This window comes from Streptomyces sp. NPDC093801 (assembly GCF_040701585.1).
In the GTDB taxonomy this organism is placed as follows: domain Bacteria; phylum Actinomycetota; class Actinomycetes; order Streptomycetales; family Streptomycetaceae; genus Streptomyces.
Genome location: NZ_JBFBDP010000026.1, coordinates 79,991 through 92,815, shown reverse-complemented (window position 1 = coordinate 92,815; position 12,825 = coordinate 79,991). Strand labels below are relative to the sequence as shown.

Genomic DNA, 12,825 nt, shown 5'->3' with positions numbered 1-12,825 from the left:
GGCGCAAGCCAGACACCCCCCACACACACGATCGGAGTGGACTCGTGCAGCCCACCAGATGGACGGCGTCCGTGGCGGCCTTCGCGCTGACCGCGAGCCTCGCCGGAGCGCTGGCCGGCACCGCGTCGGCCGCGCAGCAGCCGGATCCCGTACCGCCCCGGCCCTCGCGGGCCGACCGGGCCGTGGCCGCCGCGGACGCGGCCGTCCGCAGCGGCCTCGACAGCCTGGTCAACCAGCCGCAGCAGCAGTACGACCGCCGCCAGGTCACCCCCTGGGTGCAGGACCTGTTCTCCGTCGCGTACGAGCGCAGCTACCGCGGCCTGCCGGTCGTCGGCGGCGACGCGGTCGTCCTCGCGGACGGGGAGGGCAAGGTCCGCGCCCTCCAGTCGGCCTCCTCGACCGTGATCGACGTCGCGACCACCCCGACCGTCACCGCCAAGGCGGCCGAGTCCTCGTCCCGGGCCGAACTGGCCCGGGTGGACCGGGTGGAGAGCAGCCGGCTGGTCGTCCGGCTCAAGGACGACAAGCCGGTGCTGGCCTGGGAGACGGTCCTGACCGGGTCGACGAAGTCGGCGCCCAGCCGGCTGCACGTCTTCGTGGACGCCCGTACCGGCAGGGTCGTCGACCGCTGGGACGAGGTCGTCGCGGGCAGCGGCAGCAGCAAGTGGAACGGTCCCAACCCGCTGACGATCGACACCACCGCCTCCGGCGGCACCTACTCCCTGCGCGACCCGAACCGCCCGGGCCTGAGCTGCGCGGACTACAGCAGCGGCTCCGTCTTCTCGAAGTCCTCGGACTCCTGGGGCACCGGCAACCCGACCTCCAAGGAGACCGGGTGCACGGACCTCGTGTTCGCGGCGCAGAAGCAGTGGGACATGCTGCGCCAGTGGCTCGGCCGCAACGGCGTCGACGGCAACGGCCGCAGCTTCCCGGGCAAGGTCGGCCTGGGCGACCTCAACGCGTACTGGGACGGCAGCTCCGTCACCATCGGCCACAACAGCGCCAACGAGTGGATCGCCGGCATCGACGTGGTGGGCCACGAGTACGGGCACGCCATCGACACCAACACCCCGGGCGGCACCAGCGGCCAGGAGGCCGGGCTCGGCGAGGGCACCGGCGACATCTTCGGCGCGCTGACCGAGGCGTACGCCAACGAGCCCGCCCCCTACGACACCCCCGACTACACGGTCGGCGAGATGATCAACCTCCAGGGCCGGGGCCCGATCCGGAACATGTACAACCCCTCGGCGGTCAACAACGACCCGTCCTGCTACAGCTCCGCGATACCGGGCACCGAGGTGCACGCGGCCGCGGGCCCCCTGAACCACTGGTTCTACCTGCTGGCCGAGGGCAGCAACCCCGGCGGCGGCAAGCCGAGCAGCAGCACCTGCAACCAGTCCACGGTCACCGGCGTGGGCGTGCAGAACGCCGGCAAGATCTTCTACGGCGGCATGCTGCTCAAGACCAGCAGCATGTCCTACAAGAAGTACCGGACGGCGACGCTGAGTTCCGCCAAGACCCTCGACGCCTCCTGCGACCTGTTCACCAGGACCAAGGCCGCCTGGGACGCCATCAGCGTGCCCGCCCAGTCCGGCGACCCGACCTGCACCCCCAGCGGCCAGGGCGACTTCTCGCTCACCCTCAGCCCCGCGTCGGGCAGCGTGCAGCAGGGCGCCTCGGTGACCACCACCGTGGCCACCAGCACCACCACCGGCCAGGCCCAGCAGGTCACCCTCACCGCGAGCGGCCTGCCCGCCGGGGTCACCGCCTCCTTCAACCCGGCCACCGTGCAGTCCGGCCAGTCCTCCACCCTGACCCTGTCCGCGAGCTCCACCACGGCCCCCGGGCCGGCCACGGTCACCGTCAAGGGCCAGGGCGCCTCCCTCGCGCACACCGCCGACTACGCCCTGACCGTCGGCGGCGGCCAGCCCGACCCCGCCACCCCGCCGGACATCAGCGCGGCCAACGTCCAGGCCCACCTGAACCAGCTGGGCACCATCGCCACGCAGAACGGCGGCAACCGCCGCGCCGGCAGCGGCGGCCACACCCAGTCCCTCGCCTACATCAAGGGCAAGCTCCAGGCCGCCGGCTACACCGTCGCCGAGCAGAGCTGCACCTCCTGCACCTACCCGTCGAACAACCTGATCGCCGACTGGCCGGGCGGCCCCGACGACCAGACCGTGATGTTCGGCGCCCACCTCGACGGCGTCTCCGCCGGCCCGGGCATCAACGACAACGGCTCCGGCTCGGCCACCCTGCTGGAGAACGCGCTGGTCCTGGCCCAGAAGAACCCCACCATGACCAAGCACGTGCGCTTCGCCTGGTGGACCGACGAGGAGCAGGGCCTCAACGGCTCGAAGTTCTACGTGGGCCGGCTGAGCAGCGCCCAGCGCGCCGCCATCAAGGGCTACTACAACTTCGACATGGTCGGCTCGCCCAACGGCGGCTACTTCATCAACAACGTCGACTCCACCACGGCCGCCCCCCTCAAGGCGTACTGGACCTCGCTGAACCTCGCCCCCGAGGAGAACACCGAGGGCCAGGGCCGCAGTGACGACTACTCCTTCCAGCAGGCCGGCATCCCCACCTCCGGGTACGCGGCCGGCGCCAGCGCCCGCAAGACCTCCGCGCAGGCCGCGAAGTGGGGCGGCACCGCGAACGCCGCGTACGACTCCTGCTACCACAGCTCCTGCGACACCCCGAGCAACATCAACGCCACGGTCCTGGACCGCAGCGCCGACGGGGTCGCCTACGCCATCTGGAAGCAGGCCGTCGGCGGTACCGCCCCGGCCTCCGACTTCTCCCTCTCCACCTCCCCCGCCGCGGGTACCGCCTCGCCGGGCGGCAGCGTCACCTCGACGGTGAACACCGCCACCGTCAGCGGCAGCCCGCAGAACGTCACCCTGACGGTCTCGGGCGCCCCGGCCGGGGTCACCGCCACCCTCAGCCCGTCCTCCGTGCAGTCCGGCCAGTCCTCCACCCTCACCGTCCAGGTGGCCGCCGGCACCGCCCCCGGCACGGCGACCCTGACCGTGACCGGCACCGGCTCCACCACCCACAGCACCACCTACACGCTGACCATCGGCGGGGGCGGCGGCAGCTGCACCCCGGCCGAGGTCGTGGCCAACGGCGGCTTCGAGAACGGCGCCGCCCCCTGGAGCAGCACCTCCGGCGTCATCACCGACCAGGCCGGCGAGACCCCGCACGGCGGCGCCTACATGGCGTGGCTCAACGGCTGGGGCTCCCCGCGCACCGACAGCGCCTCGCAGTCGCTGACCCTCCCGGCCGGCTGCTCCTCGGCCCGCCTCGCCTTCTACCTCCACATCGACACCGACGAGACCGAGAACACCGTCTACGACACGTTCACCGTCTCGGTGGGCGGCCGGACCCTGGAGACCCTGTCCAACGCGGACGCGGGATCCGGCTACGTGCTCAAGAGCTACGACGTCTCCCAGTTCACCGGGCAGACCGTCACCCTGCAGTTCCAGGGGGTGGAGGACCAGTCCCTCCAGACCTCCTTCGTGGTCGACGACGTCACCCTCCGGGTGAGCTGACCGACCGCGCGGCACCCTCCAGGGGCCCGGTCCGGCGACCCGCCGGACCGGGCTCCGCCGCACCCGCCCCTGTCCACGGCGTCAGGACGGCGGCCCGGCTTTGGACACGGCGGCGCATCCCGGGCCGCGGGGCGCTCCGGCATGATCGGTTCCCCGAGTCCCGATCCCAGGAGATCCCAGACATGTCCGACATCTTGGTCCGCGCCGCCCAGCCCGGGGACTTCGCCCAGTGGCGCGCCCTGTACCGCGGCTACGCCGACTTCTACGGGGTGGAGCAGACCGAGGAGGCCGCGGGGACCGTCTGGGCCTGGATCGACGACCCCGCGCACGAGGTCGGCGCCCTGGTGGCCGAGGACACCGGGGGCCGGCTGGTCGGCCTCGCCCACTACCGCCCCTTCGCCCGCCCGCTGTCCGCGACGACCGGCTGCTTCCTGGACGACCTGTTCGTCGCCCCCGAACACCGCGGCCGCGGGGCGGCCGACCTGCTGCTCGGCGCCCTGCGCGAGCTCGCGGCGGAGCGCGGCTGGAGCGTCGTCCGGTGGATCACCGCCGACGACAACCACCGGGCCCGGTCCAAGTACGACCAGGTGGCCACCCGCACCATGTGGGTCACGTACGACATGGCCCCCGGCCGCTGACCCTTCGGCCCGCCCCGCGCCCGCCCTACCCGGCGGCGTCCGCGCACGCGGGACAGACCCGGTCCGCGTACTCCTGCGGGTACCAGGGCGCGCCGGGGTCCCCGGACGGCTGCCGGGGGGCCGTCTCCATGGCGAAGGTGTCCCGGCCGCAGAGCGTCCGGGGGCCGCGTACGGAGCTGCGGCCCGGGGCGGCGGGCGCCGCGTGCACGCGCAGGACGTCTCCCTCTGCGCCCGGCCGGTCGTACTCGTACACGACCACGGTCTCGCTCATACCTCGACGATAGGCGGACCGGCCGCGCCCCGCGCGCCCGCGCCGGGGCCGGGTCAGCGGCAGGCGCCGGCCGCCAGCTCCAGCTCGTCCGCCCACACCGCCGCGTCCTGCGGTCCGGCGTGCGGCGCGGCCAGGGAGCGGACTCGGAAGCGGTTGCGCGGGGTGGTCCCGTCCGCCTCACGGATCATCAGGTCCTGGAGCGCGAGCGGGATCGAGTGGTCCCGGGTGAACCGCAGGAACGTGCGCGGCACCCGCCCCCACGTCTCCGGGAGCCCCCGTGAGTCGGCGTTCCCGATCGCCGTCGACTCGTCCGGCTCCAGGGTGGCGATCAGCGCCCGTACGGCGTCGTCGGGCCGGTCGGCGGCGAGCGCGTCCTTGGCCGCCGCGAAGAAGGCGGGGTCGCCGGAACGCCAGTTCATCCGGTTGACCCCCAGCTCGGGCGGGGTCTTGACGGGCTCCAGCCGGAACAGGGCGCTGGTGGAGGCCTCGGGGGTGGACATCAGGTCCGTGACGGAGGTGTGCCGGGTCGCGCAGAACGCGGAGGCGTACACCAGGTGGGAGATCAGCTCGGGGACCCGGTTGGCGACCGCGTTGAGGGTCGCCCCGCCCATGCTCTGGCCGACCAGGACCACCGACCCGAGGCGGGAGGCGCGCCGCACGACGTCCACGACGTGCGCGGCGAAGTCGTCCAGGGTCACCTTCCCGAGGGGCGAGGGCTCGGTGCGCAGCGCCTCCAGGTCCTGCGGCGTCTGGTAGGAGGCGGGGTAGTGCGCCCCGCGCCCGTGCCCGGGCAGGTCGACGGCGACCGCCTTGTGCCCGCGCAGACCCAGCTCGGCGAGGACGTGGGACCAGGCGTAGGAGTTGCTGCCGGCCCCGTGCACGAGGACGAACACGGGCGCCGCGCACCGCCGCTCGTCGGCCTGCCCGACGCCCCCGCCACCCCCGACGCCGGCCACCGCCCCCGCCCCCACGACGGCCGCCTTCAACACCCCGCGCCGAGACCGCACTCCGGAACCCCCGCTGTCGTTCGATTCGCTCATGCGCCGACTCTAGGAGCGGACGCGTGAAGACCGGCCGCATTCCGGCCACGCCCCCGCCGCGTCGCGTCATCCCAGGCGGCCCGAATCAGTCGGCGCCGCCGGCACGTCGCTCATCGCGGGGTGCTTTCCCGTGGCTTCCTGCACGAGCTCCGTGTAGGGCTTCTGCGTCATCGATCCACGTATTCTCTGGAGCCCGTAGCGCTCGATGGCCTTGTCGTTCGCGTAGAGGAAATTGACGGAGAAGGGCTTGTTCTCTCCGTGTTGCGTCACGGACACCGCCATGAACGGGAATCTGTTCTGACGCACCCACCACAGGGTCACCCGGGGCCGTCCACGGACTTCGTCGAGGAGTTCGTTGCTGTTCGAGAGGTCGGCCTGGTAACGGGTGTAGTCCACCAACGGCCCCGGGGGGTCCTGATCCTTCCCCTCCTTCCTGAGTTTCCCGCGCCCCAATCCGGAGTTCTCGTACGTCGGGCTGATGATGGCCCTGTCCTTCCTGACCAGGTACAGCTCCGTCGAGGCCATCACCGACTTGAACCGCTCGGGCTGCGGGATCTCGACGTATTCGTCCTCGGAGTGCTCCTCACCCGGATTCAGGGACATTCCCGGCGGCTTGATGAACTCACCGTTGTCAATCAACTTGTACGTTCCGTGATCCTGCCGGGGTGGCGTGTTGGGCAGGGCCATTCCGTTGATCCAGTAGATACTGCCGAGAATATAGACGGGCACCTGACCGTTGTTCTTCACACGGAGGTGGACCGTCAAGGCCATGACCTTCCGGCTGCTGTCCCAGGTCGCCTCCCCGAGTTCGGCTGACGTGTCCACCAGCGAATAGGTGACGGAGGGAAGGTAGACCTGCGTGTACGCCATGTTGGCGGCCGCCAGGAACACGGGCACGATGGCACCGACGACGACCCGTTTGGGGTTGCGGATCCCCTTCCACGCCCGCTCCCGGAAGAGCACCCACAGGGCCCACCCGGCCCAGACGAGCAACACCACCCGGAACGGCAGGTACGGAGTGAAGACCCAGGCGTTGATGTGCATGCAGAGCAGCAGCGCATTGACGGCGAAGGAGAACAGGACTCCGATGAAGACGACTATTCCGGAGTAGCTTTTCGTCCGCTTGCGCCAGTAGTCGAACGTGGCCAGCACGGCGGCTGCCACGACGACGGCCGCCGCGAGGAAGACGAAACCGGTGATCCGTCCGAGGTAGTCCAGGGCGCCGAAGGTGTCCACGCTGCCGATCCGGACGAGCTGGAAGACGGTGGCGAGGAGGCCTCCCGCCATCAACAGGGCGGTGGCCCTCCGTTTCCACCCGCAGCCCGGCCAGACGGTAGAGTCCCCGCCCATCCACTGGATCTCACTCTCGAACGCCAGCCCCGCATGACGCAGGATCCTCTGCAGGTCCCCCGCGGAGCACGCCTTGCCGATGGTTTTGCCGTCAACCGTGACTTTCCGCAGGCCAAAAGCTTCCGGTCGCCCCACGACGACCGCAGGTGCGTTCGTCATGACACCAGTCTGCCGCCGTATCGGAGCGCACGCGCCCTGAGACCCGGCAGGGCGTGCGGCCCGGAGCCGGACGCGGGATGCTGGTCGTGACCCACGGCTCGTCCCAGGAGGAGCTTCCCATGCGTACACGTCTCTTCGGTCTCGCCACCGCCGCGCTGGTGGCCGCGCTCGGCATCATGGGCCCGGTCGCACAGGCGGCCACCGTCCCCCGGGTCAGCGGGGACCAGTGCACGGCCGGCGGGGGCACGGTGGAGTACGACTCGGTGGTCGGCCAGTGGACCTGCGTCGGCGGCAAGTACGCCGACGAACCGATCAACTGACCATCCGACGCTCCATCAGGTCAAGCGTCCCGGACCCTTGACTCCTTACGCGCCAGTAGCGATTCTCATGCCTTCTGTTGTGCGGGGCATGACAACTCATGCCTTGATTCGACCGCGCTCTCCGCCGACCGAAGGCATGAGTGATCACCTTGACCCCTCACCCTCCCCCACGCCCGCGCCGCCGGCGCCGGCGTCCCTTCGCGCTCCTCTCGCTCCTGATCGCCGCGTTCGCGATGGTGCTCGGGCCCGCGCCCGCCTCCCTCGCCGACTCCGCCTCCGATCCCGGCTGGTGGAACCCCACCGCCCGGCCTCAGCCGGACTCCGACATCAACGTGACCGGTGAGCCCTTCAAGGGCACCGACGCCCAGGGCAAGGTCCGCGGCTTCGTCGACGCCCACGACCACCTGATGTCCAACGAGGGCTTCGGCGGCCGGCTGATCTGCGGCAAGCCCTTCTCCGAGATGGGCGTCGCCGACGCCCTCAAGGACTGCCCCGAGCACTACCCCGACGGCACCCTCGCCGTCTTCGACTTCATCACCAAGGGCGGGGACGGCAAGCACGACCCCAACGGCTGGCCCACCTTCAAGGACTGGCCCGCCCACGACTCGCTGACGCACCAGCAGAACTACTACGCCTGGGTCGAGCGGGCCTGGCGCGGCGGCCAGCGGGTCCTCGTCAACGACCTCGTCACCAACGGGGTGATCTGCTCGGTCTACTTCTTCAAGGACCGCGGCTGCGACGAGATGACCGCCATCCGCCTCGAGGCGCAGAAGACCTACGACATGCAGGCGTTCATCGACAAGATGTACGGCGGCCCCGGAAAGGGCTGGTTCCGCATCGTCACCAGCTCGGACCAGGCCCGCGAGGTGATCAAGCAGGGCAAGCTGGCCGTCGTCATGGGCGTGGAGACCTCCGAGCCCTTCGGCTGCAAGCAGATCCTCGACGTCGCGCAGTGCTCCAAGGAGGACATCGACCGGGGCCTGGACGAGCTGTACAAGCTGGGCGTGCGCAGCATGTTCCTGTGCCACAAGTTCGACAACGCCCTGTGCGGCGTGCGGTTCGACGAGGGCGCCCTGGGCACCGCGATCAACGTCGGCCAGTTCCTGTCGACCGGAACCTTCTGGAAGACCGAGCAGTGCACCGGCCCGCAGAAGGACAACCCGATCGGCCTGGCCCCCGCGCCCGCGGCGCAGAAGGAGCTCCCGGCGGGCGTGGCGGTGCCCTCGTACGCCGCCGGCGCCCAGTGCAACACCCGCGGCCTCACCGAACTCGGCGAGTACGCGGTGCGCGGCATGATGAAGCGCAAGATGATGCTCGAGGTCGACCACATGAGCGTCAAGGCCGCGGGCCGCGCCTTCGACATCCTGGAATCGGAGTCGTACCCGGGCGTGATCTCCTCGCACAGCTGGATGGACCTCGGCTGGACCGAGCGCCTCTACAAGCTCGGCGGTTTCGCCGCCCAGTACATGAGCGGCTCCGAGGCGTTCAGCGCGGAGGCCAAGCGCACGGACGCGCTCCGCGAGAAGTACCACGTCGGCTACGGCTACGGCACCGACATGAACGGCGTCGGCGGCTGGCCCGGCCCCCGGGGTGCAAACACCCCGAACCCGGTGAAGTACCCCTTCCGCAGCACCGACGGCGGCTCGGTCATCGACCGGCAGACCGCCGGGCAGCGCACCTGGGACCTCAACACCGACGGCGCCGCCCACTACGGGCTGGTGCCCGACTGGATCGAGGACATCCGGCTGGTCGGCGGCCAGGACGTGGTCGACGACCTGTTCAAGGGCGCCGAGTCCTACCTCACCACCTGGGGCGCGTCCGAGAAGCACCAGGGCAGCGTCAACCTCGCCACCGGCGCGTCCGCCTCGGCGTCCACCTCGGAGTGGTGGAACCCCTTCGTCGACTACTCCCCCGCCCGGGCCGTGGACGGCGACTCCGGCACCCGCTGGGCCAGCGAGTGGAACGACAACCAGTGGCTGCGCATCGACCTCGGCTCCGCGCACCGCATCGGGCGCGTCACCCTGGACTGGGAGCGCGCGTACGGGAAGGCGTACCGGATCGAGGCGTCCACGGACGGCTCGGACTGGCAGACGGTCTGGTCCACGACCGACAGCGACGGCGGCCTGGACACGGCCCGGTTCGACGGCGTGACGGCACGCTACCTCCGCGTCCAGGGGGTCCAGCGCGCCACCCAGTGGGGCTACTCCCTGCACGAGGTCGGCGTCTTCAGCAGCTGAGGCGGCGGGGACCGGCCGGACCGGCCGGCCCCCGCTCCGGCCTCGTCACACGAGAGGGGTTCCCGGTCCCATGGCCCGGATGCCTTCGGCGGAGCGGCGGACACAGCTGACCGAGGCCGCGATCCGCGCCATGACCCGCGACGGCGTCGCCCGCACCACGACCCGGTCGATCGCCGCCGAGGCCGGGGTGTCGCTCAGCGTCTTCCACTACTGCTTCGACTCCAAGCAGGCCCTGCTCGAAGCCGTCATCGAGACGATCACCGCCCACTACATCACGGTGGTCAGGGAGGCGATCCGCCCGAAGCCCACCCTGCGCGAGACGGTCCGGGCGGGCTTCCAGGCGTACTGGGACCACGTGTGCGCCCAGCCCGGCGAGCACATGCTGACGTACGAGCTCACCCAGTACGCCCTGCGCCAGCCGGGGTTCGAGCACCTGGCGCGGCGCCAGTACGCCCTGTACCGCGACACGTACGAGGAACTGATCCGGCAGCTCGGCCGCGACACCGGACTGCGGCCCCGGGTCCCGGTCGGCGTGCTCGCCAGCTACCTGGCCGCGATGACGGACGGGCTGACCCTCGCCCTGCTGGTCCTCGGCGACGAGAAGGCGGCCGCGGAGATCCTGGACATGATCACCGACCACGTCCAGGGCCTCATGGAGGCGTGACGCTCAGGCCGGATCCGCCGCCTGCCACACGGTGGTGATGTTGCAGAACTCCCGGATGCCGTGCCCGGACAGCTCCCGCCCGTAGCCGGACCGCTTGACGCCGCCGAAGGGCAGCGCGGGGTGCGAGGCCGTCATGCCGTTGACGAAGATGCCGCCGGCCTCCAGCTCGTGGACGAACCGCTCCAGGTCGGCGTCGTCCCGGGTCCAGACGTTCGAACTCAGTCCGAACGGCGTGTGGTTGGCCCGCTCCACGGCCTCGTCGAGGCTGCCCACCCGGTAGAGCGTGGCGACGGGTCCGAAGGTCTCCTCCAGGTCGATCCGCATCGCCGGGGTGACGTCGGCCAGCACGGTGGGCTCGTAGAACCAGCCGTCCGGGTGCCCGGGCGGGCGCCGGCCCCCGCACAGGACCGTGGCCCCGTGCCGGACGGCGTCGTCGACCAGCTCCTCGACGTCCGCGCGGCCGCCCTCGGTGGCCAGCGGGCCGACGTCCGTGGACTCCTGCATCGGGTCGCCGACGGTCAGCCCCGCCATGCCCTCGGTGAAGAGCCGGGCGAACTCCTCGTAGACGTCGGTGTGCACGATGAACCGCTTGGCGGCGATGCAGGACTGGCCGTTGTTCTGCACCCGCGCGGTCACGGCCGTCTTCGCGGCGCGGGCGATGTCGGCGGAGGGCATCACGATGTACGGGTCGCTGCCGCCGAGCTCCAGGACGGTCTTCTTGACCTCGTCCCCGGCGACCGAGGCCACCGCCCGCCCGGCCGGTTCGCTGCCGGTCAGCGTGGCGGCGGCCACCCGGGGGTCGCGCAGGATGCCCTCGACGGGGCCCGAGCCGATCAGCAGGGTCTGGAAACAGCCCTGCGGGAAGCCGGCCCGCTCGAAGAGGCCGCCCAGGTAGAGGGCCGTCTGGGGAACGTTGGAGGAGTGCTTCAGCAGGCCCACGTTCCCGGCCATGAGGGCGGGCGCCGCGAACCGCACGACCTGCCAGAGCGGGAAGTTCCACGGCATGACGGCGAGCACCACCCCGAGGGGCCGGTAGCGCACCCGGACGGCCGAGGCCCCCGCGTCGCGGACGTCGGAGTCGGCGGGGTGCTCGTCGGCGAGGAGGCCCTCGGCGTGGGCGGCGTACCAGCGCATCGCCTTGACGCACTTGGCCGCCTCGGCTCGGGCGGCGGCCAGCGGCTTGCCCATCTCGATGGTCATGGTGCGGGCGACGTCCTCTGCCTCGGCCTCCAGGAGGCCGGCCGCGCGGTTCAGCAGCGCGGAGCGTTCGGCGAAGGTGGTCCGCCGGTAGGAGGCGGCCGTGCGCGCGGCCTCGTCCAGGCAGCGCTCGATGCCGTCGGAGTCGAGCGCGTCGAAGGTGCGCAGGGTCTGGCCTGTGGTGGGGTTGACGGTGGCGATGGGCATGGTCCGACCTTCCTGCGGGGGAGTCGCCCCACCGACCCTGCCCGCCCGCTCCCGGCCGCGCAACGCGAGGACCGGCCGCCTGCCGGGACGTCTCCGCACGGGATCCGCGGCGGCCGCACAATGGGACCAGGAGTCCCGCAGGACCCGGGCGGGAGGCGCACGGACAGTGGACGAGCGGGCACAGGACGAGCCGGAGCGCCGCCGGGAGTGGGCCCGGGAGCTGGTGGCGGGCCTCACCGCCGCCGAGGAGGTCGACCGGGCCCTGGCCGCCGCGCTCGACCCGCACCCCGATCTGCAGGCGGAGAACGACGACCGCCGCGCCCGCGCCGTGCACGCTGCCGCGATGGGGCTGGGCCGGGCGGGCTGCGCCGCGGCGGCCGGGATCCCGGAGGCGCTGCTGGCCGGGTGGCGGGCCCAGGACCCCGCCTTCGAGGCCGCGCTCGCGGCGGCGACGGCCCTGGCGGCGGCGCACCGGGGTCCGGCGCGGGGGCCGATCGGCGCGCTGGGCCTGCGGCTGTTCCTGCAGTCCGTGGCCCGGGGCGCGCCCGCCGGAACGGCCGCCGCGATCGTCGGCCTGCGCTCCGACCAGCTGCTGCGGCTGCGCCGGGCGAACCCGCTGGTGGCCGCGCTCGTGGACGCGGCCGTCCGGCAGGCGCGGGGGCTGCGCGGCGGCGAGCGCCGGCCGAAGCGCGCCCCCGCCTACCGGCTGGTCACCCTCCGCGAGCCGGCATCCCCCCGGGAACCCGACCGGCCGCCGGAGCCGGACGGGCCGACCCGGGCGGACGGGCCGGACCGATCGCCGAAGCCGGACGGACCGTCCTGAGCGGACGGAGCACCCGAGAGGACGGACGACCCGGGTGCGCGCCGGCCCCGGGACGGGCCGGTCCGAGCGGACTCACGCCCCGGGCGGACGCACGACCCGAGCGGACGCACGACCCGGGTGGACGCACGACGGGTGCGGGCCGGCCCCGGGACGGGCCGGTCCGAGCGGACGCACGACCCGAGCGGACGCACGACCCGAGCGGACGCACGACCCGGGTGGACGCACGACCCGGGTGCGGGCCGGCCGCGGGACGGGCCGGTCCGAGCGGACTCACGACGCGGGCGGACGGACGACCCGGGTGCGGGCCGGCCGCGACCGGACGGGCGTACCCGGCCCGGCGTACCCGGACCGGCGTGTCCGGCCGC

The 12,825-nt window shown here is 72.3% G+C and carries 10 protein-coding genes; 6 read left to right on the top strand and 4 right to left on the bottom strand.

Going from position 1 to position 12,825, the window contains the following annotated elements:
• The first annotated feature begins 44 nt into the window (after positions 1-44).
• Both AB0469_RS28280 and AB0469_RS28275 read left to right on the top strand, forming a co-directional pair.
• Positions 45-3,554, top strand: a complete 3,510-nt coding sequence (locus tag AB0469_RS28280) for a M28 family peptidase (RefSeq protein ID WP_366454271.1) — start codon at positions 45-47, stop codon at positions 3,552-3,554.
• Positions 3,555-3,736: 182 nt separating this feature from the next.
• Positions 3,737-4,192 carry a GNAT family N-acetyltransferase gene (locus tag AB0469_RS28275; protein WP_366454269.1) on the top strand — a complete coding sequence of 152 codons (456 nt, stop codon included), beginning with the start codon at positions 3,737-3,739 and terminating at the stop codon, positions 4,190-4,192.
• Between the two features lie 25 nt (positions 4,193-4,217).
• Here AB0469_RS28275 and AB0469_RS28270 read toward each other — a convergent pair whose 3' ends face one another.
• The 3 genes from AB0469_RS28270 to AB0469_RS28260 all read right to left on the bottom strand — a co-directional run bounded on the left by AB0469_RS28270 (position 4,218) and on the right by AB0469_RS28260 (position 7,012).
• Positions 4,218-4,463, bottom strand: a complete 246-nt coding sequence (locus AB0469_RS28270) for a hypothetical protein (RefSeq protein ID WP_366454268.1) — start codon at positions 4,461-4,463, stop codon at positions 4,218-4,220.
• A 53-nt stretch (positions 4,464-4,516) separates the two neighbouring features.
• A complete protein-coding gene (locus AB0469_RS28265; protein WP_366454267.1) occupies positions 4,517-5,503 on the bottom strand; it encodes an alpha/beta hydrolase in 987 nt (328 codons plus the stop codon).
• A 66-nt stretch (positions 5,504-5,569) separates the two neighbouring features.
• Positions 5,570-7,012 (bottom strand): hypothetical protein, encoded by a 1,443-nt coding sequence (locus tag AB0469_RS28260; RefSeq protein ID WP_366454266.1) that lies wholly within the window; start codon positions 7,010-7,012, stop codon positions 5,570-5,572.
• Positions 7,013-7,131: 119 nt separating this feature from the next.
• Between AB0469_RS28260 and AB0469_RS28255 the strand changes: the two genes are divergently transcribed.
• The 3 genes from AB0469_RS28255 to AB0469_RS28245 all read left to right on the top strand — a co-directional run bounded on the left by AB0469_RS28255 (position 7,132) and on the right by AB0469_RS28245 (position 10,233).
• Positions 7,132-7,332 (top strand): hypothetical protein, encoded by a 201-nt coding sequence (locus AB0469_RS28255; protein ID WP_366454265.1) that lies wholly within the window; start codon positions 7,132-7,134, stop codon positions 7,330-7,332.
• A gap of 233 nt (positions 7,333-7,565) precedes the next feature.
• Complete coding sequence (locus tag AB0469_RS28250; RefSeq protein ID WP_366454300.1) at positions 7,566-9,569, top strand: discoidin domain-containing protein; 2,004 nt, start codon at positions 7,566-7,568, stop codon at positions 9,567-9,569.
• Positions 9,570-9,639: 70 nt separating this feature from the next.
• Complete coding sequence (locus AB0469_RS28245; RefSeq protein ID WP_366454264.1) at positions 9,640-10,233, top strand: TetR/AcrR family transcriptional regulator; 594 nt, start codon at positions 9,640-9,642, stop codon at positions 10,231-10,233.
• A gap of 3 nt (positions 10,234-10,236) precedes the next feature.
• Here the strand turns inward: AB0469_RS28245 and AB0469_RS28240 are convergent, their stop codons facing one another.
• Entirely contained in the window at positions 10,237-11,637 is a 1,401-nt protein-coding gene (locus AB0469_RS28240) for an NADP-dependent succinic semialdehyde dehydrogenase (protein WP_366454263.1), read from the bottom strand.
• Positions 11,638-11,803: 166 nt separating this feature from the next.
• On the opposite strand from AB0469_RS28240, the gene AB0469_RS28235 reads away from it, so the two are divergent.
• Positions 11,804-12,460 carry a hypothetical protein gene (locus tag AB0469_RS28235; RefSeq protein WP_366454262.1) on the top strand — a complete coding sequence of 219 codons (657 nt, stop codon included), beginning with the start codon at positions 11,804-11,806 and terminating at the stop codon, positions 12,458-12,460.
• Positions 12,461-12,825: the final 365 nt, after the last annotated feature.